The following is a 24786-nucleotide window of genomic DNA, read 5'->3' as shown; positions in this document are numbered from 1 at the left end:
TTATCCATGTTACATTTAATTTGTTAACGCTTCCAACAAAACTAAGGGGGATTTTTACATGAAAAAGGGTTTTCTCATTTCACTGTTACTTGTATTTGTTTTTGCAATGGCAGCATGTAGCTCTGAGTCGGGCTCAAAAGAAAAAGACGGTAACAAAGCAAAGCTAGATATCTTCAGCTGGTGGACAGGTGCTGGTGAAGAGGATGGATTAAAGGCTTTAATCACATTGTTTGAAGAAGAATATCCAGATGTGCCAATTGAAAATGCTGCAGTCGCAGGTGGAGCCGGAACAAATGCAAAGGCTGTTCTTGCAAGCCGTATGCAAGGGGATGATCCACCGGCTACATTCCAGGTTCATGGTGGTGCTGAACTCAACGATGGTTGGGTTGCCGCTGGAAAAATGGAACCACTAAACGATCTTTATGAAGCTGAAGGATGGGGCGATAAATTCCCACAAGATTTAATTGATATGGTTACTAAAGATGGCAAAATCTATTCAGTTCCAGTTAATATTCACCGTGGGAACGTGCTTTGGTACAACAAGCATGTGTTTGAAGAAAATGGACTTGAGGCACCAGCTACTTTTGATGAATTCTTCAAGGTTGCAGATGCTTTAAAAGCAAAAGGAATTACCCCATTAGCATTAGGAGATAAAGAGCCTTGGACAGCTACTCAGCTATATGAATCTGTTCTTTTAGGGGTACTTGGCACAGATGGTTATGGAAAGCTTTGGACAGGAGAAATAACTTTTGACGATGCAAAGGTTATTGAGGCTACTGAGATTTTCAAGAAAATGCTTGGATATATCAATGAAGACCACGCTTCTCGTAACTGGCAGGATGCTTCACAGTTAGTTGCAAATGGTGAGGCTGCTATGAACGTCATGGGTGACTGGGCGAAGGGTTACTTTGTTAATGACTTAAAATTGACAGTAAACGAAGACTTCGGATATATTCCAACTCCTGACACAGATGGAATGTTCATGGTCATTACAGATACATTTGGATTACCAAAAGGACTCTCCAATTCTGAGGATGTAAAGAAATTCTTATCTGTATTAGGATCTACTGAAGGGCAGGATGTATTTAATCCATTAAAAGGGTCTATCCCTGCACGTATAGATTCTGATGTATCAAAATACGACCAGTACGGAAAAGATACAATTGAAGACTTTAAGTCTGCTAAATTAGCACCAAGCTTAGCACACGGTTCTGCAGCTGCAGAAGGATTCCTAACAAAGGTAAACCAAGCTGTTAACATTTTCGTTACACAACAGGATGTGGGTCAATTTACAGATTCACTTACTTCAGCTGCTGCTGAATTAAAATAAGTCTATGAAGGGGATGAGAGCTCTCTCACCCCTTCTTTTACTATAAAGGAGGATTATCTATGGAACTAGCGAAACAGTCGAGGAAATCCACTCAAAAACAAGCAGAAATCCCTCCGAAAAAGAAACGTGTATTCAATACAGATCAATTACTGGCCATCGGCTTCCTTTTACCCTCTATTCTCCTAATTGTCATTTTTGTTTATGGGTTTATTGGATGGACTGGATACGTTTCTCTTAGTAATTGGAATTCACTTGTTCCTGATATGTCATTTGCCGGCCCGAAAAACTATCTCTATTTATTTGGAGACTTCCGTTTCCAAGCGGATTTAAGAAACACACTTGTCTTTACGGTTTTATTTATCGGCGCTGTAATCGTAATTGGACAGCTTTTAGCTATATTGCTTGACCAAAGTCTATTAAAAGGGGAGCCCATCTTCCGTAATATTTTCTTTTTCCCAATGGCCTTATCTTTTGTTGTAACGGGAGTCGTATGGCAGTGGTTGTTAAATCCTTCCACGGGTGTGAACTTATTTTTAGAAAAAATCGGACTTAATTCAAAATGGTATACAAATACCGAGATCCTATTTGGATTTAATTGGGGGAAAATTGAGTTTGGGATTCCATTTGCTATCATCGCTGTAATCATTGCCGCAGTTTGGCAAATGACGGGATTCTCGCTTGCCATGTATCTTGCGGGACTACGCGGAATACCTGATGAAGTTAGAGAAGCTGCACGTATGGACGGTGCAAATGAATTTCAAATTTACACAAAGATTATTCTCCCAATGCTACGTCCAATTACGGTGAGTGTCGTGATTATTATGGCCCATATCTCACTTAAGATATTTGATTTAATTTATGCGATGACCGGTCCTGGGGCAAACTTTGTGACTGACGTTCCAGGTGTATACATGTTTGAAACGACATTCCGCGGTAATTATTACGCAAATGGGGCTGCCATTGCAATCATCATGTTAATCTCAGTTGCCATTTTTATTGTTCCGTATTTGATCTCAAGTAGAAAGGGTGAAGCATAATGACCATTAAAACAGTTACTCGACCTTTGCTTTACCTTGTTTTAATTGGCCTCAGCCTTTTTTATTTAATGCCCGTTTACGTGATTATTGTGACTAGCCTCAAGCCGCTTGATCAAATCTCATTAAGCCAGATGTGGAAATTACCTGCGACACTCGACTTTAGCAGCTACCAGGTAGCCTTTGAAAAGCTTGTCCCTAATTTTCTTAATTCGATTTATTTAGTCGTACCCGCGACGTTGCTGTCCGCTCTATTAGGTGCATTAAATGGTTATGTATTATCGAAATGGCGCTTTAAAGGGGCCAACACGTTATTTACTTTGATTCTATTCGGGATGTTTATCCCATACCAAAGTATTTTAATTCCAATGATTCAATTTTTACGTGAGGTCGGACTTTATAACACGATTACTGGACTCATTTTTGTGCATGTTGTGTATGGGATTCCGATTACAACACTCATGTTCAGGAACTTTTACGCCAATATTCCTGATGAAATGATTGAATCAGCAAAAATTGATGGAGCTGGCTTCGTGAGAATTTTTAGATATATTATGGTCCCACTTTCCATTTCAGGATTTGTTGTCGTTGCCATCTGGCAATTTACAAACATTTGGAATGAGTTCTTATTTGCGGTGACGATCACGACATCTGACCAACAGCCTATCATGGTCGCCTTACAAAATCTATCAGGTAGTCAAATTGTTCAATGGAATGTGCAAATGGCGGGAGCTTTACTTGCAGCCCTACCTACCTTGCTCGTATATATCTTCCTCGGCAAATACTTTGTTCGTGGACTCCTTGCAGGTTCTGTGAAGGGGTAGTTGGCCTATACGTAGAGTAGAAAATAGGAATTAATTATTGCCTTCTTGCCCTCCTGCTGGTTTCAGGGTTTTCCGCCCTACAAACAGCAAGAGGGCAATTCCTTTCCCAAAAGCAGCCACCACTCCCATTCTGATGTTAGAAAAAAACGGCTCAACCCTAAGGCTGAACCGTTTTTTTGCTATTCGATGATATAGATTTCAAAGACCTTTGTATTGCCTTTAGTGTTGACGAATACATCGTACCGTCCCACTTGGTAAATTCCCTCTGCATTTTTTTCGATGAGAATGGTCTCAGCCAAAGTCCCGCTTCCTTTACCGTCTGCATAGACTTCTTCGACGGTGATGACCAATTCATTCTGATTTCCTTTCAACTGGTTGACCACTGCAGAAGCTATCACATTTTCAATCGTTTCAAGATTCTCAATGGCTTCTTCTAACATAGCAAGTGCTTCGTCCAGTTCTACCTGAGTTGTTGCCTTTTCTAGTACTTCTTCTGCCACTTCAATTGCATCATTTAGAACTTTAACGGAGTCTTCTGAGTGATCCTCCGGGTTAAGCTTCTTAGCTTCCGTGACTAAGGATTCTAGTTCAATTTTGTCTAGGATGTTAAATACTTTTTCTAAGGTGCCTTCGTATTTTACAATACCTGTAATTATGATTTTGGCTTCGCCCGCTTCAACGTTATTTCCATATGCGACGCGATAGTCGATGCCCTCTTCAAGTACTGTAGAATCTAACGTTACAGTTGCTTTAGGAGTCTTTCCTTTTCCATCATATGAAAACACATCTTGATCAAGTGTAACTACTGCACTTTCTAATGATTCCTTTCCAACAGCTGGTTTACGAAGTCTAATTTCTTTTGCTGACATAAATCGATTAGCTTGAGCTCCATCACCGTAGGTTGACAAGGCTGTGAGTCGTACGAATTTACCTTCTTTTGGTTCGTCGAATTTTGCAATAGACCATGTATCCGTTTTACTTGACCAATTACCAACTGATACCTCTTCCCATGTTTCATTATCTAAAGAAATTTCAACTTTATACTCGTTTACAATACCATTACTATTGCCACTACGTGATAAATAACGGAGTGCATCAATTTCTGTTACTTCTTCCATCTCCAAGGTAATCCAAAAGTTTGATTTATCTGTCCCACCCCATGGAGTATGGAATATTGTAGATGTTTTGTTATCCACTGCAAATTTAGGGTCACCTTCTGTTGCGTGATTTTTGTGGTAATCCCCAGCGGTTGCCGTAGTTTTTCCATATGGATAGTCTCGGGAATCATCATCTGCAGGTAAATCCACATCGGGTGTAGGTTGATCTAAATGAACCGTATAGATATCTCTGGTTAAATGATCTTCCGATTCTGTAATAATGCGAATCACATTTTTGTATTGTTTCAGTACTGTTACTGCAACGTTTTTATCACTAACTGCTTCAACAACTGCTTTTTGGTATTCAGTGTTAATCACTTTATCTTTCAGTTCTTTAGGTGGGACACTGTTACCATTGAGTAGTAAATCATCAAGTGTTGCCTCGGCATTTACTTTAAGCGAACTATGTTCAACACGTAATTCTACCTCTGAAAGTCCGACCGCTAATTTTTTACCAGCACTATTGGTTCCAGGATTACTCGTTAAGACGATCTTAAACGCAACAGCCGGAACACCATTGAAACGGTAATTAATTTTTGTAATATTTGGAGTACCTTTTGATGTTTCTCCACGAGTTTCTATTACGTTTTCCAATTTTGTCCAGTTTGCATCCTCTGTACCTTCATTGGACCAATATAGTTCAACATTTTCAGGTAAACGTGCAGCCCAATCATCTTGATAGAAGTATAAGTCTGCAGATCCTAAGAATTGTGCAGTTGCATATGTGAAAATAATTTCTGCCTTGTTATGTCCTGTTTGAGCCATATCATAGTTTGTCCAAACTGATGGGTTCGGTCCTGATTCAACCGTTTTGAATCCTGTATTACCATCGATAATCGCTTCTAAACTATCAGATTGCAATTCTGTTGGTATATCTTGTGTTAATGTTAATTTATTACCCGCTATATTATCACCTAGCGTAACCTCTGCATCATTAACTCGAACGGACGCAGTTACAGGAATTGTTTCACCAAACACTGTTGAAATTCCATTAATGGTTACAAGTCCTGGTTTTTTATAGTTTTTAGCATCTTGAGTTTCCCATTCTACCGGGAATTCAGTTTGTAAAACATCACCATTCTCTAAAACAAGAGGCCTACTTGAAGGTAAGTTAACATTGTCAACTCCTGTCGCAGTGGCTAGTGAATAGTTCAGAATTGCACCTACTGATTCAATAACTGTAACATTTGTTAAGACACGAAGATCATACTTATCGACATGTCCTACAACGTTAACAGTTCCAGGTTTATTGAACATGTTTTCTTCAATTTCCCATGTAATTGGATGCGTTTCTTCAGTTCCATCACTTAAAAGTAACTTTGTTTCTGAAACAAGTCTTGGTTGGTATCCTAATTTCACATAGTAATTTTTAGGCATTGTATACCCAATGACATATTTTTCTGTTGATTCTTCGGGATTAGGTGTGGTTGTAATGGTTATACTTTGACCTTTGATTCCATCAGCCTCAACATTAAGTGTCATGCTTCCTGCATTAGTTGTTGATTTTACAATAGCAACCAGTTTACCGTTAAATGCTTTACGTTTGCCACTGTCATAAGGTTCATGATCCACTTGGTCACCATTGTCAAGTGCCATCAGTTTCCCTTCACCACTTACACTTACATTAATTAAATTTGCAGCATCTTCAACGATATCACCATTTTTATCGATAACATCAATTGTAATATAGGACAAGTCACGTCCATCAGCCACAATCGATTTTCGATCTGCTTTAAGTTTTAGTTCAGATGCCTCTTTAAATGTAGTAACACTGTCACGGCCTTGTGTATCAGTGATGACTTTGTTATTTTCATCATAGGCCTTAGCATAGACTGTTCCATCTACATAAGGAACATTCCATGTTAGATAGAGGTTTCTGAAATCTTGACCTTTTTTATCACTACCCTCGTATACCTGATAAGTATATCCTGCATCTGTTGTGTATTGTGTGAATGTTTTCTTGCCCAGTGATTTTTCTTCACCTTCAGCATTTTTAAAAAATAATTCAACACTCCTTGCATCACTATAAACATCAACACGAACATTCCCTTTACCATCGATTTCGACCATATCTTCTTTCCAAGCTGGAAGGATATGAAGCGTATTTACATCTTCATTCCATTGTGATTGATAGAAGTAGAAACGATCCTTTGGAAGACCTGCTGTATCAACAATCCCAAAATAACTTGATTTTGGTGAAGGCCAACCACCTGTAGCACCCGAACCCACGTTATTCCAAGGTGTTGGTTCTCCAAGATAGTCAAAGCCCGTCCAAACAAATTCTCCCGCCATAAAGTCACGGGTAATAATGGAATACCATGAATCCGCTGAAAGTTTTCCCCATCCCACAGCTGACTCATCATATGATGTTAAGTGTTTATTATAATTTGAAGGTTTATAAACACCACGACTATTGATCGATGATGCTGTTTCTGCACCATACATTTTCCATTCTGGGTAATTTTTATGAAATTGGTCAAATTGATTTCCATCTGCATAGTTAAAACCAACAATGCCACCAAGTTCTGTCAATTTGTTACCAAAGCTTATTGCCTCACTCCAATTTGCTTTAAGTTTGTTGTCACCAATTGTAGCTGGACGAGTTTGGTCAACTTCTGCAACCCATGTTGCAAGATTCTTTAAAATTTCTGGATATTCATTATATGGACCACTGTTACCTTCCATCACTTCATTACCTGTTGACCAGCTAATGATAGATGGCGCGTTAATTCCACGGCGAACCATTGTCTTAATGTCAAATTCTGCCCATGTCATATCTGCACTTGCACCCAATAATGGATTATCGCCAACCGATTTTTTAAACCATCCAGCATAATCATTGTTGTTCCCATTTTTGCTACCTACCCATGTATCAAATGCTTCATCAATGATGAGCATCCCTTTTCGATTGGCAATTTCAATGAGTTCATCAGCAGCAGGGTTGTGTGTAACACGGATTGCATTGACACCCATATCTAACAAGATTTCGACCTGGCGTTCCATCGCGCGATAATGTGCAGCTGCACCCAATGCTCCTTGATCAGAGTGCATACTTACACCCTTTAATTTAACGGCTTCTCCATTTAAATAAAACCCTGTATCTGTTTTAAATTCAAAAGTTCTAAAACCATAGTCCGTTACATATTCATCAATCACTTTATCATCCACTAACACTTCTGTAACTATTTCATATAAGTGTGGATTAGATAAGGACCAAAGTGTTGGCTTATTTATTTTCAAAGAAACACTTGATGACACTGAGTCATTGGCATTTACTTTTAATGAGCCGCTTTGTTCACTAACTATATTATCTTCTGAACCCTTTTTACGAATGCTTTGTTTTACAACTGCATTCACATCTTCAGATGACCGATTCATAATTGTGGCGTTAACTTTTACATCAACATCTTTACCTACTTGATTTTTAAGATTTGGAGTTAACACTTGAACCCCATAATGATCAACATGAACATCATCTGTTGTCGTTAGATGCACATTACGGTATATACCGCTTCCTGAATACCAACGGCTTGATGGAAATTTATGATCCACACGAACCGCAAGCACGTTTTCCCCGTCATAATTGATGTAGTCAGTTAAATCATATGCAAATGGTGTATATCCATTTGGATGGTCACCCAATTTATGTCCATTAATATACACACTTGCATTCATATAAACGCCACCAAATTCAACAACAACACGCTTGTCCTTCATGGCTTCACCAAGTGTAAATGCCTTACGGTACCAGCCAATACCACCAAGCTTATAACCACTCTCTGCTTCACCTACTTGGCTGTATGGCAGACTCAAACTGTAATCATGTGGCAATTGCACATCATCCCAATTTGAATCATCGTATGCATTCAACTCGGCATTACTTTGGTCACCATGAAAAAACTTCCAATTATCATTAAATAATTGACGACGTTTATTATCACTTATATCTGTATTATAGATAAAAGTTTCAGGCGAACTAATGGAATACTCTTCTTCCGATGCTTTAACTACAGGATTTTGAATCCCAATACCTGACACTAAAAAAACAATTAATAACCATATAACTATCTTTTTGGTTTTCCCCCACATCTTATACTTTCCCCCTGAGTTTTAAAAGTTGATAGTTGATAAGATTCATTATCTTCAACGTTTTCCATCTCCCTAATTTTTTCATTTCTACCTTTCTTTAAGATCTAAATTAATAGTTATTTCAGCTTCCTCTTCCCTTATAAATCTACCTTGATGCCTCTTAATTCAATCAATCACAAACTACTTTCCTGTTGTAAGCGCTTCCTATTTAAGCCTCCCTTTTATATCAGATTATATTGAATATTAGCACAAGTATCAGATGCGGTGCGGGTTTATTATCTGCATTTTCTTGCTATTACCTTCACTTTTTTGTCGCGTTTTCCATTTAGTGTAAAGTGATCCATATCAACTTTGTGAACTTGATAGTCATCTTATCGCAGCAAATATAGATGGCGCCGGCTTCCTTCGGATTTTTAGATATATTATGGTTCCACTTTCCATTTCAGGATTTGTGGTCGTTGCTATCTGGCAATTCACAAATATTTGGAATGAATTCTTATTTGCGGTTACGATCACAACATCAGACCAACAACCAATCATGGTCGCCTTACAAAACTTATCAGGGAGCCAAATTGTTCAATGGAATGTGCAAATGGCGGGAGCCTTACTTGCCGCTCTTCCAACCTTGCTCGTCTATATCTTCCTCGGCAAATACTTTGTCCGCGGACTCCTTGCAGGATCAGTGAAGGGGTAGTCGTGAAAATACGAAAAGACCTCCCCCCTAAACCTCTCAAAAACGGCAAATGGAACAAATACATACTATAAACAATTTATGGGAATTGTAGTTTATAGTATATCTTTTTGGAGGTCACTAATGGAGGAAAAGGGCAGCCAGATCAGGCTAACAGCAGGTGAAATTGCTCAACTTTGGATTCAATACTTAAATGATAGCGCAAGCATATGTGTTCTTTCGTATTTTTTAGAAAAAGCTGAGGATGAAGAAATTAAGCCTATCATCAAATTCGCTGTAGATTTGTCTCAATCACATCTTCAAAAAATTACAGCTATTTTACAGGGAGAAAAAAATGTTGTTCCATATGGTTTTAGTCTAAAAGAGGATGTTGACTTAAATGCTCCTAGGCTTTATTCAGACAGTTTTGTACTTAATTTTATTAACCAAATGGCTAAAATTGGACTTACATCATATGCTGGTAGTGTAGCAGCATCTGTTAGAGATGACATTAGAACCTATTACTCGGAATGCCTTACTGAAACAATGCAATTATATAAAAATTCAACAGACCTATTATTGTCAAAAGGATTGCTTGTCAGGCCACCCAGCTTACCTAATTTGGAAAAGGTTGAATTTGTGAAAAAACAATGGTTTATTTTAGATGTGGTTGGTGAGAAAAGACCATTAACGGCGGCTGAAGTCGCTAATTTATTTGGGAATCTTCAACGAAACGCATTAGGAGTTGCTGTACTTACTGGATTTAGTCAGGTTGCACAAAATAAAGATGTAAAACAATTCTTTTTAAAAGGATTAGAAATTGGGAATAAACATATTAAATTATTTAGGAGTAAGCTAGAGGAAAGTAAACTCCCTGCACCAATGGGGTGGGATTCCGAAATTACAAATAGCACCACGCACACATTTTCAGATAAACTGATGATGTTCTTGACATCTGGTTTGATTTCTTTAAGCGTAGGCTATTACGGTACAGCCGTCAGCCAAAGTCCTAGAGGTGATATTACCGTAATGTATAACAGGCTATCCCTAGAAGTCCAGATGTATTCTGAAGATGGAGCGAATATCATGATAAAAAATGGATGGTTGGAACAACCTCCAATGGCTTCCGATAGAGATAAATTAATAAGGAAGAAGAATCAATTATAAAACACATTTAAAGTCCTTATGCACATAAGCAAAAGGACTTTTTTGAAATGATAGATCTTCCCTCTGTCAATACATTTTGAAGAGTTACATGAAAAGGTGAATCGAATGGATTACTGTAAAAAAATAGGGCTTAGAAATTTTATTCCTCTAAGCCCTTGATTGTTATTTATAGTATAAGATCAAATTGGAAAACCTTGTGTAATATGTTGCTTACCTTACAAATACCTTCGTTCACCTCAACGACAGTGTTCTCCAAACCAAAATTACGCCAAACGATACACTCGCGCTTCATATGGCCTTAATTCAATCTCATCCGTACTCTCGTGTGCTTCAACATGATAATTAGCTAGCATCAGCCCATCATGCTTAAACTCTCCCTCAGGCACTCGACAAACCGTATTATCAGTAGACAGGTTTGTAACTACAATCACTTTCTCATCACCAAGTGTTCGTGTGTACACATACAATTGAGGGTCTTCCTCTAATAGCAAATCATACACACCATATGTGAAAAGCTTATTGCTTTTTTTCAATGCAATCAATTTTTTATAAAAATGCAAAACGGAATCCTGATCGGCTAATTGCTTTTCGACGTTGATTTCCACAAAATTTGGGTTTACGCCCATCCAAGGCTGACCTGTTGTAAAGCCGGCATTTTCCGCTCTAGACCATTGCATAGGCGTACGGGAGTTATCCCGGCTTGTTGCCCAAATTCCCTCCATGATTGTCTCGTGTGAAACACCTTCATTGCGCTTTTGCTTATAGAGGTTTTTTGTCGCAACATCGTTGTACTCATCGATCGTCTGGAATTCAACGTTTGTCATCCCAATTTCTTGACCCTGATAAATAAACGGAGTTCCTTGCATGAAGAAATACATCGTGCCAAGAGCCGTTGCGCTTTCCTTCCAAAATTCCCGGTCATTCCCCCATGTTGAAACTACACGGGGTTGATCGTGGTTCTCGATAAACAATGCATTCCAGCCTTTGTTTTCAAGTCCTTTTTGCCATCTCGTAAGCACCTTTTTAAGACTAACTACATCCAGTTCTCTTTTCTCCACATCCCAAAGTCCTAGGTGCTCAAACTGGAAAACCATATTGAACTTTCCTTGTTCCTCGCTAACCCATTCATCGGCATCATCCGCACTTACACCATTTGCTTCGCCAACGGTCATAATGTCATATTTCGCAAATGTTTCTTCTTTTAATTCCTGTAAAAACTTTTGGATTCCAGGGCGATTCATATGACCATCATAGGATGGGACATATTTTAAACCCTTTGGATTTGGCATATCTGGGAAGCCTGGAAGCTTTTTAATATGGCTGATGGCATCAACTCGGAAACCATCGATTCCTTTATCAAGCCACCAATTGACCATCTGAAACAACTCATCACGAACCTCTTTATTTTCCCAATTCAAATCAGGCTGTTTCGTTGAAAAAATATGCATGTAATATTGTCCAGTTTCCTCATCAAATTCCCAAGCTGGACCACTAAAAATGCTTTCCCAGTTATTTGGTTCTTTTCCGTCTTTTCCGTCACACCAAATATACCAATCGCGCTTTGGATTGTCCTTTGACGAACGAGATTCAATAAACCAAGGATGCTCATCACTTGTATGGTTAATGACCAAATCAATAATCAACTTCATGCCGCGCTTATGGGTTTCCTCTAAAAGCTCATCAAAATCGGCCATATTCCCAAAGTCAGCCATAATGTCCTGATAATCACTGATGTCATATCCGTTATCATCATTTGGTGATTTATAGACAGGACAAATCCAAATCACATCAATGCCAAGTTCTTTTACATAATCCAACTTAGAAATAATTCCCTTTAAATCACCAACACCATCACCATTTGAATCCATGAAGCTTCTTGGATAAATCTGATAGGCGACAGCTTCCTTCCACCATACTTGCTTCATATTTGAATCCTCTCTTCTCATGTTCTACATCTTCAGATCGTTAACCGATACACCCTTGCCTCAAAAGGCTTTAACTCTATTTTTTCAATTGACTCATTTCGGTCAACTTCATAATTGCTAATTAATAATTCCTCTGTTTTATAGCTACATTCTTCAGGTAGCTCAAATAATGAATTCTCTTTTGAAAAATTTAATACCACAAGTAGTTTTTCATCACCTAGTATTCTAGTATACGCGTAAATCGTTGGATGCTCTGGTAAAAGTAAATCATAGGTACCATACACCATAATCTCATGCTGTTTTCGTAATTCAATTAATCTTTTATAATAGCTAAAAACAGAATTCGAATCCGTAACTTGTTTCGCCGCGTTAATTTCAAGGTAATTAGGGTTAACTGAAAGCCATGGAGTGCCTGTTGTAAAACCAGCATTTTCACTTTCATCCCACTGCATCGGTGTACGCGCATTGTCTCTTCCCTTTGCGTAGATCGATTGCATGATCTGTTCTGGGTCAATACCGGCTTCCATTTTTTCCTTATACATATTAAGGGTCTCGATATCCTTGTAATCCTCAATAGAATCGAACTTAACATTGGCCATCCCGAGTTCTTCACCTTGATATATATATGGAGTTCCCTGCAACATATGCAAAAACGTTGCGAGCATTTTCGCTGACTCCAGCCAATATTCCCCGTCATCCCCAAACCTAGACACCATTCTAGGCTGGTCATGATTATTTAAGTACAGGCTATTCCAGCCAGAGCCTTCCAAGCCTTTTTGCCATTTTGTAAAAGTATGTTTTAAGTCTAGTAAATTCAATGGGCGGACATCCCATTTTTCTGACGGACCTGAGTCCAAATCCATATGCTCAAATTGAAACACCATGTTCAGCTCATTGCGGTCTGCTCCTGTATAAGCCTGCGCCTCTTCAGTATCAACACCCGGCATTTCCCCGACCGTCATAATATCGTATTTTGATAAAACTTGTTGATTCATTTCCTGTAAAAATTCATGAATTCGCGGTCCGTTCATATAATATGGGGCTCCAGAAGCATATTTTTTTCCTTCTTGAAGTTCACCATCTGGCAATCCAGGTTCCTTTGAAATTAAATTGATCACATCCATGCGGAAGCCATCAATTCCTTTTTCAAGCCAAAACGTCATCAGGTCATAGACCTCGTGGCGAACCTTTGGATTCTCCCAATTCAAATCAGGCTGCTTTTTACTAAAAAGATGTAAAAAATATTCGTCAGCTTGTTCATCATATTGCCAAGCTGAACCACTGAAAAAGGACTCCCAATTATTCGGTTCCTTTCCATCCTTAGCAGGGCGCCAAATATAATAATCTCTGTACGGGCTATCCTTGGACTTTCTTGATTCCTGGAACCATTCATGCTCATCGGACGAGTGATTCACAACCAAATCCATCATTAGCTTCATCCCACGATTATGCATTTGCGTCAGAAGCTCATCAAAATCTGCCATCGTACCGAATTCCTTCATGATCTCACGGTAGTTGCTGATGTCATACCCATTGTCATCGTTCGGTGACTCATAGACAGGGGAGAGCCAGATTACGTCAACGCCAAGATCCTTTAAATAATCCAACTTTTCCGTAATCCCTTGTAAATCCCCAATTCCGTCGCCATTTGTATCCTTAAAGCTTCTTGGGTAAATTTGATACACAACACTTTCTTTCCACCAGGTTCTGTTTTCCATTTCCAACAACCCACTTTCTACTTTATCCGAGCACACGACTTTCGTTCGATTAATTTCGCCGGTATCGTAATCCGTTTCGGTAGGACATTCGGATTTTTTATTTTTTCTAGTAAACAGCTTGCACCTTCCATTCCAAGCTGAAAAATATCAATATCCACTGAGGTGAGGGGAGGCTTTGAATATTCAGCAAGAAGGACATTGTTGAAGCTTGCAATCGAGACATCCTCAGGCACCCGTATATTCATTTCCTCAAAATGACTCATCAACTCAATTGCAATAAAATCATCCGTACAAACCAATGCAGTAGGGGGCTCAACTGATTTTAAAAAGGATTTAATTGCCCCTATCCCTTCGCGCAGTGTGCTTTTGTGAACAAGATAGTCTTCATTAAAATGCATCCCAGCATCGCTTAGGGCCTGTTTATAACCTTCAAGGCGATCAAGCATAAACACAAAGTCACCATCAAACCCAACAAAAGCAATTTTTGTATGACCTAACTCAATCAAGTGTTCTGTTACGACCTTCGTAATGTAAATATTGTCATTGTCCACATGGGTAACACGTTCTGCGCTAGAAACTGGGCGACCAATGACTGTAAAAGGAAAATCGTTCTTCTGTAAATAATTAATCAGACGATCATCCGTCCGAGAATAAAGGAGAATCAAGCCATCAACACGACGCCCCTGCACCATCCCGACGACTTCCTCAAAAATTTCATCCTCCGTTCCTGCCGTTGAAAGATACATTCCGTACTTATGCTCACGAGCTTGTACACTAATTCCTCTAATAACCTCTGGGAAAAAGGGGTCCTGGAGGACATGTGAAGCTGAAAATGGCGTCACGATCCCAATTGTTTCTGTGCTTTTTACCGCTAAGCTACGCGCCTGGAAATTAGGGTGATATCCTAGCTTTTCCATCGCTTCTCGTACGCGTTTTTTCGTTTCTTCACTAATTCGAGGGTTATCTGCAATGACCCTTGAGACAGTGGAAGGCGATACATTTGCCTCTTTTGCAACTTCTTTGATTGTAATTGCCATTCAACAACCCTCCAAAAACCTAAGTTCTATATGAAAGGGGTTAAATCCCCTTGGTTATCCAGTTTTATTTTACAGAACCCTCTGCAATCCCCTTGATAATGTGCTTTTGCATGAAGAAGTACACGAGAATCACTGGAATAATCGCAATCGTTAATCCAGCAAGAGCTAAATGCCATTGTTTCGTATATTGACCAAAGAAGAAGAACATCTTCAATGGAATCGTGTGCATTCCTTCTTGGTTAATCACAAGGGATGGTAATAAATAGTCATTCCAAATCCAAATAATATTTAAAATGGCGACTGTCACTGTAATTGGCTTTAACATCGGAAAAATGATGTGCCAGAAAATTTGCCATCGATTCGCACCATCAATAGTGGCTGCTTCATCTAATGATTTCGAAATTCCTTGTAAGGAACCATGATATAAGAAAATAGATAAACTACTACCAAAGCCAAGGTACATAAAAATAATTCCAAAACGGTTTAGTAAGTCCATTTTACCAAATAGGGATACGAGCGGAATCATGACGGATTGGAATGGAATGAGCATGGCTGCGATAAACAGGAATAAAATCAAACCACTTGTTTTTCCTTTGCGACGATTTAATGCATATGCTGCCATTGATGAAAAAAGAATAATCACCACAACACCTAGAACTGTAATCAGTACGGAATTAAAGAATGTTCGAATAAAATCAAGCTCTTCAAATGCTTGAACATAGTTATCAAATGTAAAAACATCCGGTAACTTTAAGGTATCTGTAAAAATCTCACGCTTTGTTTTAAACGAGTTTACAATCATTAAATAGAAAGGGGAGAGCCAAAGTAGGCCAAGAACAATTCCTAGAATTTCAAGCAAATATAATTTTCTTTTTTTACTTTTCATTACATCTCGACCTCCCGTTTCTTATTAATGTAAACCTGTGTTAACGAAATCGCGGCCACGATTATGAAGAAAATAATTGCTTTTGCCTGTCCATAAGCATACTGATTGACTGAGAACGCTGTTTTAAAAATCTCCATTGCCACCATTTGTGTTGAATTATAAGGACCTCCGCCTGTTAAACTCAGGTTTTGGTCATAAAGCTTAAATGTGTTAGATAGGGTTAAAAACAAACTTACTGTAAATGCTGGTGCAACAAGAGGGAAAGTGACATTTTTAAAACGCTGGAAGCTGTTCGCACCGTCGATTTCCGCTGCCTCTAATAATTCCTGTGGAACACTTTCCAAGTAGGAAATATAGATAATCATGATATATCCCGCCATTTGCCAGCTCATGAGAATAACCAATGCCCAAAAGCCTGTAGTATCTGTTGATAACCATCCTTTAAAAGCGGCAATACCAGTTAAATCTCCAATGCTCGCAAATACCTTCATGAAAATAAATTGCCAAATGAACCCGAGGATTAGACCTCCAATTAAGTTCGGCATAAAAAAGATGGTACGTAAAATATTGTTTGTTTTAAGTTTTTGCGTAACTAATAAAGCTAATGAAAGTCCGAAAAAATTAATCAGGAAAATAGAAACGACTGAGAATTTTACGGTAAACCATAGGGAGTTCATGAATTCTTTATCCTGAATTAGTTTTTGGTAATGTTCAAGCCCAACAAACTCGGTAATTTTGATTCCATTCCAGTTTGTAAAAGAGTAATAAGTTCCAAAAATTAATGGTACGATTACAACAACTCCAAGTGCAAGTAAGGTTGGGGCTAAAAATAACCAATACCATAGATTTCGGTTTCGCATAGTAAACTACCTCCAATTGATCGAAGTCCCGAAACATTATGTGTGTCAAAGCTTTTGTTAAAAAGAAAACAAAGCAACCACACGCTGCCTTGTTTTCTATTGTTAGGTCAATCTATTATTTTCTTGAGTCTTCCCAAGCTTTTTGAGATTCCTTCACTAGGTCATCCCAGCTCATTTGGTCGCTGATGTATTTTTGAATATTAACACCAAGCTGTTGTTCTCCCCAACCAGTTGGGTAGCCCATAAATACCCAAGGAATTGTTCTTCCTTCAGTTGAATACTCATACACTGCTTTACCTAGTGGATCAGAAACTTTTGAAGCGTCAAACCCTACATATGCAGGGATGAATTTAAAGTCTTCTAATACAGCTGTTTTACCTTCTTCTGAAGTGTATAACCAATCTAAGAAGTCTTTTGCAGCTTTTACTTCTGCATCATCTTTCTTGCTGTTTACAGCCCAGTACATTGGGATACCAACAGGGATGGCGTCTTCTTTGTAGCCTTCAACAGGGATTGGTAAAATACTTACACCGTTGTTCGCAAGATCTTCATCGATACCTGCAATTGAACCATATACCCAGTTACCTTGCTGGATCATTGCAACACGACCAGTAGAGAACAATTCTTCTACTTGCATTGCATAGTCTAAGCTTACTGTTGGTTGAACAGAATACTCATTTTGTAAATCTAAAACCTTCTTAAATGCATCACCATATTTAAAATCAACTGATTTAGCATCAAATGTTCCTAATACATTTCCTTCAAATTCAGGGGATAAGAATGCATTTGATAAGTGTAAACCAGTTACCCACTTTTCTTTACCAGGTAGGGCAAACACTGCGTCTAAACCTAATTCCTTTTTCTTGCTGTCTAATGTTTTAACAGCTTCTTCTAAAGCAGCAAACGTTGTGATTTCATCTGGATTGATTCCTGCTTCTTCAAATACTGCTGTATTGTAAATTAATCCATAACCTTCTTGGTTAAAAGGAAGTCCTAAAACTTTTCCATCTTGAGAAACACCTTCGAGAGTGCCTTCCAATGCAGCGCCAGCAGCAGCAGTGTCAGAAAGATCTGCTAAGCTGTCAACCCAGTCTGCAACATCCTGAGGTCCACCAATATTATAAATTGTTGGCTCTTCACCTGAAGCAAATTTTGAACGAAGGGCTGCACCGTAATCTTCTCCACCACCAACAGTTGTGATGTTGATCTTAACACCGTCATGAGCTTCTTCGTATTGCTTTGCAACTGCTTCGAATTGATCTTTAAATTCCACTTTGAATTGGAAGATATCAACGGTTGTTTTTGAACCGTTTTCACTTTTACTTGAACCTTCATCTTTTGAAGAACATCCTACTAAAGCAACACTTATAAGCAATAAGAGTGTCATTACTGTAGGAATTAGTTTCTTTGCTTTCATGGTAAAACCCCCATTTGTTCATTTTTGAAAGGAAGGAACCGTTGCACTGGTTTAGGAAACCGATTGCATAATTTTTGACGTTTTCGTCAAAATTAAGAATATTTACATACTATTTATTGTACGTTTCTATCACGCCCAATAAATATATAACATTGGTACTATTACGTTTTATATGGTTTTATGACTTTGCGCAACTTTGCGCAAACGGTTGCATTCCTCTTACAAGATTTATATTAGCATGGGCAAAAAATAATTTCAAGAATAAAATTTAATCGTTTTCATAGTTTATTTGAATTCTTCTCATTAAAAAATTATTTTAAGGCTACTTGAAATGGTCTTTTTGATATGATATATTTCTCATTGTTAATTAAATGACTGAATTCCTCATTTGGTCAAAATATAAACAATGGGGTGATTGAAGGTGGCGATTGATAGAAGACAACTCATTATAGAGGCTGCGACAAAATCATTCTCTTTATTCGGGTACAAAGCTACGACAATGGATCAAGTTGCAAAGCTTGCGAATGTCGGAAAGGGCACGATTTATACATTTTTTAAAAATAAAGAAGAGCTATTCGATGAGATCACCAGCACACTGATACGGGACATGAAAGTTGTAGCCGAAGAAGCAATGGATAAAAATAGTACTTTTTATGAAAATGCCCATCGGGTACTTTTTCGATTGCTAGAGTTTCGTAAGTCTCATCAATTAACGATCAAGCTTTTTCAGGAAGAAAGAGATATTGGGACACAAGCAGTTGTCGAGGTCGTACAGCGAGTCGAGCAGGCAATCATTAACTATATGAAGGGCATCATTCAAGAAGCCATCGACCGTGATGAAATCAAGCCCTGCAACCCGGAAATCACAGCCTTTGTAATGTTAAAGCTGTATGTTTCGTTAATTTTCGACTGGGAACGGAATCACAAACCATTAGAAAAAGAAGAAATCTCAAATTTATTTAAGCTGTATTTTTTCAATGGACTAGAAAAATAAACATGCCACGGGTCCTCTCACTTGAGTACCCATCTTATTTGGTCGAAAATGACCAAATGAATGAAACGGTCATTAATTTAATTGGAGGTAATTTTATGAAGGGATCATCCTTTTTTGCAGAATTAAAAAATATCCTTTTCAATCGAAAAGTTCTTATACCCATTTTAGCAGTTGCCTTTGTACCGGTCCTTTATGCCGGAATGTTCCTATGGGCATTTTGGGATCCATATGACCATATGGAGGATTTACCGGTCGCGATTGTAAACGAGGATCTAGGAGCAGATTTTGATGGGGACGAATTACAGCTTGGAAAAGAGTTAACCGATAAACTTTCTGAGAACGCCACCTTTGATTTTCATATTGTGTCAAAGAATGATGGATATAAGGGGCTTGAAAACAGGGATTATTACTTATTAGTTGAGATTCCTGAAGATTTTTCAACGAATGCGACTACTTTATTAGATAGCCATCCGCAAAAATTAGAACTAAAATATGTGCCAAATGAAAGCACGAACTTTTTATCATCTCAAATTGGGGAAACAGCGGTCGAAAAAATCAAGGCTGAAATTTCAAAGAACGTCACTGCTACTTATGCAGAAACCATGTTTGACAAGGTTCAAAACGTAGCAGACGGTCTAACTCAAGCTAGTGACGGATCTGAACAACTTGCTGACGGAATTGCGAAAGTACATGACGGATCAAAAAGATTAGAAGAAAATCTATCCGTTTTAGCTTCAAAATCAATTGAATTTACGAATGGGGTTGAAAAAGCAGCATCAGGTGCAACAGACCTTACTTCTGCAACGGACCAAGTAAAAGCTGGTCTAGGCGAGGTTAATGAAAAACTTCCTTCATTAGTAGATGGTACTTCGCAGGTCCAAGACGGGGTTGCCCTTATGAAGGATGAGCTTCCAAAGCAAATTGCTGAAGGCATAACCGCTCAGCTTAACGAAAGTGTTGGTAAAGTTGACGAAGGCATTGATGAGCTTGAAGCAAAACTTAGCACCGGCCTATCAACTCAACTCACAAATGGGATTGCAGCCAATCTGTCTGAAAAATTGGCAGACCAAATGATTGCATCTCAAACAGAAAAAACTGGAGAGCTATTAGAGACTTTAGTCAAAAAAGAAATAATAAACGAAGCACAAGTTCCTTATATTATTAGTGAAGTATCTAAAGACCAGCCAACTAAAGAACAGCTACAAAAGCAGCTTGAACAGCAATTAACTCAACAGCTTGAACCAAGCATCTCGACCGGAATAGCCAATGGATTGGATCAAGGCTTTAGCCAATTTAAAACGGGTCTACATCAACAATTTGGTGCGGCAACAGCTGGCTTAGAAGATCAATTGATATCAAAAACTAGCCCTTCCTTTAACCGACTACTTACTGGAATTCAACAGGTTAACGAAGGACAAATCAGTTTACAACAAGGAATTGGCAAATTATATAATGGCTCTGTCGCACTTAACAATGGTGCCCATGATTTAACAACTGGTATGGGTCAATTAACAAACGGCGCAGGTCAATTGCAAGATGGAGCCGGACAACTTGCGGAAGGCTCGAAGGAATTAGAAGAAGGAACCGTTCAACTTGCTGACGGTTCAACTGAACTTGCTGAGAAACTAGCAGAAGGTGCTAAACAAGCAAATTCTGTTGAAGCGAATGACGAAACCTATGATATGATGGGTGACCCTGTTACGGTTAAAAAACAAGAAATTAACACAGTACCTAACTATGGAACAGGATTTGCGCCATATTTTATCTCACTTGGTTTATTTGTTGGCGCGCTGCTTATGTCAATTGTGTTTAAGCTTAAAGAACCTGCTGTTCAACCAAAAAATGCGTTCCACTGGTTCTTTAGTAAATTCGGTGTATTAGCAATTGTCGGCGTCATCCAGGCAGCTCTAGTTGATGTCATTTTACTAGAAGGTTTAAAAATCGAGGTCGCAAGTATTCCGTTATTCTTTGTCACTTCATTGATAACTAGCTTTGTCTTTTTAGCCTTAATTCAAATGCTTGTGACGATGATGGGTGACCCAGGTCGTTTCATTGCGATTGTGATTTTAATTTTACAATTAACAACAAGTGCTGGTACATTCCCACTTGAGTTAATTCCAAATGCAATGCAACCAATCAATGCCTTGTTGCCAATGACATATTCAGTTCAATCGTTTAAGGCCGTCATCTCAAGTGGTGACTTTGCCTACATGTGGCACAACAACTTAATTCTCTTAAGCTATATGGTAGCTTTCATGGCGATTACAATTGGGTATTTTACAGTGAAAATGAAAAAACAAAAGGTACAGGTTGAAATGAATTAAAATGTATGAGAAAAGCTAGGGATGGTTGGTCCCTAGCTTTTTTGAATCTATCCTTGGATCAACACCATCAAATTATTCAGCAGTTACTCTAACCTTCACTTTAGTAGAGCTTTCATCCGCCGGCTTTTTCCAGAAAAATGTTAATACAATCCCTAGCACTAGTATCACCGTCGCAAAATAATAAGGGTAGTTAATATCTATATCAAATAGGATCCCTCCAAGAATAGGTCCACTAACGTTTGCTAAGCTCGTAAACATCGAGTTCATTCCACCGGCGAAACCTTGTTCATTTCCGGCAATATTTGAAAGATATGAGGTAACAGCAGGTCGGAATAAATCAAATCCCACAAAAACAATAAATGTAACAAGTAATATAGAAAAATACGAATGCACAACAGTCATCAAAAAGACAAGTAAAGCTGATAACACTAAGCTATATCGAATCAGTTTAATTTCACCCCAAATTCGAGTTAGCTTATCAAATAGAACGACTTGTGACACCGCCCCAAAAATTGCCCCACCTGTGATAACGATGGCTATATCGGATGGTTTAAATTGAAATTTGTGGTCTACAAACAGACTAAAGAACGATTCAAAAGCAGCCAAACCAAATGAGGCAATAAAAATTAATATAAACGCAACGAAATATTTAGGTGCAAAAATTCGTTTGAACCCGCTCTTTTCTTCTGAGGATTGTTCATTGTTTTCTTTTGCACGTTCTGGTTCAGATAATAAAACAATTGAAAGTATCGCTGCAAGTGTACCGAGTCCACCAGCAAAGTAAAAGGGGATCCGTGTTCCAAATTCAGCTAAAAATCCGCCTATACCTGGACCGATAATAAATCCTGTGCTTATTGCAGCTGACATATAGCCGAGTGCTTTCGGACGCGTATCTAAATTAGTAATATCGGCAATAAAAGCTGTAACAGCTGGCATAATAAATGCTGCGCTAATTCCACCTAAAACACGAGAAATAAATAACATCTCAATTTCTTTGCCAATTCCAAATAAAAATTCGGAAAGACCGAAAATAAATAAGCCAAGTACAATCATAATTTTTCTGCCTATTTTATCGACCGCTTTACCTGCCAATGGGGAAACAATCAATTGGGCAATTGCGAACGCAGCTGTTAAATAACCAACTGTTGTTCCAGTTAAACCCAACTCATTCATTAGCGTGGGCAAGACAGGAATAACAAGGCCAATTCCCAAAAAGGCGATGAATAAATTCATTAGTAATAATCCTAAGGTGACCTTATAACTTTTCATCTGTTTGTTCTCCTTAACAAAACGTATATCTCAAACCGATTTGTATTCATTTCATTTATTTACAATCTATATCCTAGTGTATATAGTTACTATATAGTCAAGGGTGGTGGATTAAAAAATGAATAAAGAAAATAGAAAATACTTATCTACAGGAGAATTCGCGAAGCTTTGCAAAATTAATAAACAGACACTCTATTATTATGACCAAATCGGTCTTTTGTCTCCGGTATTTAAAAATGAAAAAGGGTATCGTTTTTATTCGATTAACCAAATAGAGTTATTCCATGTTATTGATTTATTAAAGGATCTTGGTATGTCGTTAAACGACATTCAACAATATATGCAAAATAAATCGCCTGAAGGTTTTTTGACTTTAATGTATCAACAAAAAGAAGAAATCGTAAAAAAGCGGCAGGAAATTGAATTGAAAGAAAAAATGATTGAGGCAAAAATAGAATTAATAGAAGAAGCCTCGAAAATTAATTTTGACCAAGTTACGCTTGAACAATTACCAGAAGCCACTCTCTATTTAAGTAGAAACATTGAAAATAATACGGAAGAAGAGTTTTTAGAGGTTATTTCAGATTTTATAGGTGAATTGAACGAATCACAGCTTGATACAGGATACCCGATAGGTGTGATAACGAAACGGGAACAAGTATTAAAGGGGGAATTCTCCAAATATAGCTATTTATACATTGAGCAACCAAATCAACAGGAGGGATACCCGTATTTCCAGGCTGTAAAAGGGGATTTTCTCATCGGATACCATATTGGAGATGAAAAGAAAATACATAAAACGTATAACCGGCTGTTTTCAGAGATGGAACGATTAAATGTAACCATGGGTGATTATGCTTTTGAAGAGTATATTTATGATACTGTCGTAAAGAACGACAAAGAAGATTTTGTCACCAAAATTATGTTACAAGTTAATCGAAAATAATGGCAATATGAAAAAAGCAACGTGATAACATTGCTTTTTTCCACTCATTTAGAAAAAGTTTTTAAACCTATTTCAGTCTTCTTGTCATTTTCAGTATTAATTGCCCGACTAGTATCTAGACTTGTGGGATTTTTCCCTTTAACTAGCTTTAATGTTGCGACGATAAGAAAACTAACAATCACTAGGAGAAGCCAAGAACTCACCTTTCCAAGATGAACGAGACTCCAAGCTTCAGTTTGATTCGGGTATTGCCACGCCCCAAAGAACGTTGCGATGTTTTCAGCTACCCATATAAAAAATCCGATGAGCACAAAAGAAAGCGCAATTGGCATACGGTAACGCCTTCCGTTTACCTCGTACGTGACCCATGACTTCCAAAATACGATGATTACAAGAGCCGATAACCACCATCGAATATCAATCCAAAAATGATGGGTGAAAAAATTTAAATAAATTGCAGCAGCGAGTGGCACAACTAGCAAAAACGGTGGCCACTTCACCAACTCCACCTGCAGCCTCCTCCACGCTTGACAGAGATAACTCGCTACACTTGCGTACATAAAACCACTATACAAAGGCACTCCAAAGACCTTGAAAAATCCTTCCTCCGGATAAGCCCAGGACCCCATATGTACCTTGAAAACTTCAAGAGTAAGACCAATAATGTGAAACAAGGTGATAACCTTTAATTCATCCCGTGTTTCAAGCCCAGAGCGGACCATCCACCATTGCATAAGAAGGCAGATGATAAGCAGCCAGTCATACCTTGGTAAGAATGGAAGTGGCATGATTTTTGTTAAAGCCAATGAAGCAAAAATCACAACAGGAAACAAACAGGACAGTGCTTGCTCCCAACCAAACCGAACAAGCTGTTTTAATGCTCTCATCATTTGTGCCTCCTTTTTTTGTGGATACGACCCATTATTCTTCGTTTCGGTATTCTAATATATCTCCAGGTTGACAATCTAACGCCTTACAAATTCCCTCTAAGGTTGAAAATCGTACTGCTTTTGCCTTACCATTTTTTAAAATAGAAAGGTTCGCCATCGTGATTCCAACCCTTTCCGAAAGCTCTGTTACGCTCATTTTCCTCTTTGCCAACATCACATCAATATTAATTATGATCGCCATCTTCTTCA

Annotated in this window: 18 protein-coding genes; 8 read left to right on the top strand and 10 right to left on the bottom strand. The window is 38.3% G+C overall.

Annotation, left to right across the window (positions count from 1 at the left end; all coding sequences use genetic code 11):
* Window positions 1-58: 58 nt before the first annotated feature.
* The 3 genes from V7147_RS00175 to V7147_RS00165 are packed head-to-tail and all read left to right on the top strand — an operon-like array spanning window position 59 to window position 3188.
* Window positions 59-1330 carry an ABC transporter substrate-binding protein gene (locus V7147_RS00175; RefSeq protein ID WP_335365842.1) on the top strand — a complete coding sequence of 424 codons (1272 nt, stop codon included), beginning with the start codon at window positions 59-61 and terminating at the stop codon, window positions 1328-1330.
* A gap of 59 nt (window positions 1331-1389) precedes the next feature.
* Window positions 1390-2367, top strand: coding sequence for a carbohydrate ABC transporter permease (locus V7147_RS00170; protein WP_335365841.1), 978 nt, complete (start codon window positions 1390-1392; stop codon window positions 2365-2367).
* The gene (locus V7147_RS00165) at window positions 2367-3188 is read left to right on the top strand and encodes a carbohydrate ABC transporter permease (RefSeq protein WP_335365840.1); all 822 of its coding nucleotides are present in this window, start codon (window positions 2367-2369) and stop codon (window positions 3186-3188) included. Before V7147_RS00170 ends, V7147_RS00165 begins: the two co-directional genes overlap by 1 nt.
* Before the next feature lie 179 nt (window positions 3189-3367).
* Here V7147_RS00165 and V7147_RS00160 read toward each other — a convergent pair whose 3' ends face one another.
* Complete coding sequence (locus V7147_RS00160) at window positions 3368-8434, bottom strand: sugar-binding domain-containing protein (protein ID WP_335365839.1); 5067 nt, start codon at window positions 8432-8434, stop codon at window positions 3368-3370.
* Between the two features lie 373 nt (window positions 8435-8807).
* On the opposite strand from V7147_RS00160, the gene V7147_RS00155 reads away from it, so the two are divergent.
* Together V7147_RS00155 and V7147_RS00150 are read left to right on the top strand one after the other, a co-directional pair.
* The gene (locus V7147_RS00155; protein WP_438824520.1) at window positions 8808-9128 is read left to right on the top strand and encodes an ABC transporter permease subunit; all 321 of its coding nucleotides are present in this window, start codon (window positions 8808-8810) and stop codon (window positions 9126-9128) included.
* Between the two features lie 120 nt (window positions 9129-9248).
* A complete protein-coding gene (locus V7147_RS00150) occupies window positions 9249-10271 on the top strand; it encodes a DUF3231 family protein (protein WP_335365838.1) in 1023 nt (340 codons plus the stop codon).
* Window positions 10272-10534: 263 nt separating this feature from the next.
* On the opposite strand, the gene V7147_RS00145 is transcribed toward V7147_RS00150, so the two are convergent.
* From V7147_RS00145 to V7147_RS00120, 6 genes are all read right to left on the bottom strand, one after another.
* Entirely contained in the window at window positions 10535-12196 is a 1662-nt protein-coding gene (locus tag V7147_RS00145) for a glycoside hydrolase family 13 protein (RefSeq protein WP_438824519.1), read from the bottom strand.
* A gap of 32 nt (window positions 12197-12228) precedes the next feature.
* The gene (locus tag V7147_RS00140; RefSeq protein ID WP_335365836.1) at window positions 12229-13914 is read right to left on the bottom strand and encodes a glycoside hydrolase family 13 protein; all 1686 of its coding nucleotides are present in this window, start codon (window positions 13912-13914) and stop codon (window positions 12229-12231) included.
* A 17-nt stretch (window positions 13915-13931) separates the two neighbouring features.
* Window positions 13932-14951: a LacI family DNA-binding transcriptional regulator gene (locus V7147_RS00135; RefSeq protein WP_335365835.1), complete on the bottom strand. Its 1020-nt coding sequence runs from the start codon at window positions 14949-14951 to the stop codon at window positions 13932-13934.
* Window positions 14952-15015: 64 nt separating this feature from the next.
* On the bottom strand, window positions 15016-15837 hold the full coding sequence (locus tag V7147_RS00130; RefSeq protein WP_335365834.1) for a carbohydrate ABC transporter permease: 822 nt from the start codon (window positions 15835-15837) through the stop codon (window positions 15016-15018).
* Window positions 15837-16697, bottom strand: coding sequence for a carbohydrate ABC transporter permease (locus tag V7147_RS00125; RefSeq protein ID WP_335365833.1), 861 nt, complete (start codon window positions 16695-16697; stop codon window positions 15837-15839). Before V7147_RS00125 ends, V7147_RS00130 begins: the two co-directional genes overlap by 1 nt.
* A 115-nt stretch (window positions 16698-16812) precedes the next feature.
* Window positions 16813-18114 (bottom strand): ABC transporter substrate-binding protein, encoded by a 1302-nt coding sequence (locus V7147_RS00120; RefSeq protein ID WP_335365832.1) that lies wholly within the window; start codon window positions 18112-18114, stop codon window positions 16813-16815.
* Between the two features lie 421 nt (window positions 18115-18535).
* Between V7147_RS00120 and V7147_RS00115 the strand changes: the two genes are divergently transcribed.
* Together V7147_RS00115 and V7147_RS00110 are read left to right on the top strand one after the other, a co-directional pair.
* Complete coding sequence (locus tag V7147_RS00115) at window positions 18536-19108, top strand: TetR/AcrR family transcriptional regulator (protein WP_335365831.1); 573 nt, start codon at window positions 18536-18538, stop codon at window positions 19106-19108.
* Window positions 19109-19203: 95 nt separating this feature from the next.
* Window positions 19204-21432 carry a YhgE/Pip domain-containing protein gene (locus tag V7147_RS00110; protein ID WP_335365830.1) on the top strand — a complete coding sequence of 743 codons (2229 nt, stop codon included), beginning with the start codon at window positions 19204-19206 and terminating at the stop codon, window positions 21430-21432.
* Between the two features lie 72 nt (window positions 21433-21504).
* On the opposite strand, the gene norA is transcribed toward V7147_RS00110, so the two are convergent.
* A complete protein-coding gene (gene norA / locus V7147_RS00105) occupies window positions 21505-22701 on the bottom strand; it encodes a multidrug efflux MFS transporter NorA (RefSeq protein ID WP_335365829.1) in 1197 nt (398 codons plus the stop codon).
* A 118-nt stretch (window positions 22702-22819) separates the two neighbouring features.
* Between norA and V7147_RS00100 the strand changes: the two genes are divergently transcribed.
* Entirely contained in the window at window positions 22820-23647 is an 828-nt protein-coding gene (locus tag V7147_RS00100) for a MerR family transcriptional regulator (RefSeq protein ID WP_335365828.1), read from the top strand.
* 44 nt (window positions 23648-23691) lie between these two features.
* Here V7147_RS00100 and V7147_RS00095 read toward each other — a convergent pair whose 3' ends face one another.
* Both V7147_RS00095 and V7147_RS00090 read right to left on the bottom strand, forming a co-directional pair.
* Window positions 23692-24534 carry a DUF817 domain-containing protein gene (locus tag V7147_RS00095; RefSeq protein WP_335365827.1) on the bottom strand — a complete coding sequence of 281 codons (843 nt, stop codon included), beginning with the start codon at window positions 24532-24534 and terminating at the stop codon, window positions 23692-23694.
* Between the two features lie 34 nt (window positions 24535-24568).
* Window positions 24569-24778 (bottom strand): helix-turn-helix domain-containing protein, encoded by a 210-nt coding sequence (locus tag V7147_RS00090; protein ID WP_335365826.1) that lies wholly within the window; start codon window positions 24776-24778, stop codon window positions 24569-24571.
* Window positions 24779-24786 lie beyond the last annotated feature (8 nt).

Source organism: Bacillus sp. JJ1521, from assembly GCF_036965165.1.
Taxonomy (GTDB): domain Bacteria; phylum Bacillota; class Bacilli; order Bacillales; family Bacillaceae_L; genus Ferdinandcohnia.
The sequence above is the reverse complement of the archived record's forward strand: the minus strand, read 5'-3'. Positions and strand labels throughout refer to the sequence as shown.

What these genes read in the sequence shown, in the direction of transcription:
- V7147_RS00175 (WP_335365842.1), top strand. Translation starts at nt 59, where the DNA reads ATGAAAAAGGGTTTTCTCATTTCACTGTTACTTGTATTTGTTTTTGCA.
- V7147_RS00170 (WP_335365841.1), top strand. Translation starts at nt 1,390, where the DNA reads ATGGAACTAGCGAAACAGTCGAGGAAATCCACTCAAAAACAAGCAGAA.
- V7147_RS00165 (WP_335365840.1), top strand. Translation starts at nt 2,367, where the DNA reads ATGACCATTAAAACAGTTACTCGACCTTTGCTTTACCTTGTTTTAATT.
- V7147_RS00160 (WP_335365839.1), bottom strand. Translation starts at nt 8,434, where the DNA reads ATGTGGGGGAAAACCAAAAAGATAGTTATATGGTTATTAATTGTTTTT.
- V7147_RS00150 (WP_335365838.1), top strand. Translation starts at nt 9,249, where the DNA reads ATGGAGGAAAAGGGCAGCCAGATCAGGCTAACAGCAGGTGAAATTGCT.
- V7147_RS00145 (WP_438824519.1), bottom strand. Translation starts at nt 12,196, where the DNA reads ATGAAGCAAGTATGGTGGAAGGAAGCTGTCGCCTATCAGATTTATCCA.
- V7147_RS00140 (WP_335365836.1), bottom strand. Translation starts at nt 13,914, where the DNA reads ATGGAAAACAGAACCTGGTGGAAAGAAAGTGTTGTGTATCAAATTTAC.
- V7147_RS00135 (WP_335365835.1), bottom strand. Translation starts at nt 14,951, where the DNA reads ATGGCAATTACAATCAAAGAAGTTGCAAAAGAGGCAAATGTATCGCCT.
- V7147_RS00130 (WP_335365834.1), bottom strand. Translation starts at nt 15,837, where the DNA reads ATGAAAAGTAAAAAAAGAAAATTATATTTGCTTGAAATTCTAGGAATT.
- V7147_RS00125 (WP_335365833.1), bottom strand. Translation starts at nt 16,697, where the DNA reads ATGCGAAACCGAAATCTATGGTATTGGTTATTTTTAGCCCCAACCTTA.
- V7147_RS00120 (WP_335365832.1), bottom strand. Translation starts at nt 18,114, where the DNA reads ATGAAAGCAAAGAAACTAATTCCTACAGTAATGACACTCTTATTGCTT.
- V7147_RS00110 (WP_335365830.1), top strand. Translation starts at nt 19,204, where the DNA reads ATGAAGGGATCATCCTTTTTTGCAGAATTAAAAAATATCCTTTTCAAT.
- norA (WP_335365829.1), bottom strand. Translation starts at nt 22,701, where the DNA reads ATGAAAAGTTATAAGGTCACCTTAGGATTATTACTAATGAATTTATTC.
- V7147_RS00100 (WP_335365828.1), top strand. Translation starts at nt 22,820, where the DNA reads ATGAATAAAGAAAATAGAAAATACTTATCTACAGGAGAATTCGCGAAG.
- V7147_RS00095 (WP_335365827.1), bottom strand. Translation starts at nt 24,534, where the DNA reads ATGAGAGCATTAAAACAGCTTGTTCGGTTTGGTTGGGAGCAAGCACTG.
- V7147_RS00090 (WP_335365826.1), bottom strand. Translation starts at nt 24,778, where the DNA reads ATGGCGATCATAATTAATATTGATGTGATGTTGGCAAAGAGGAAAATG.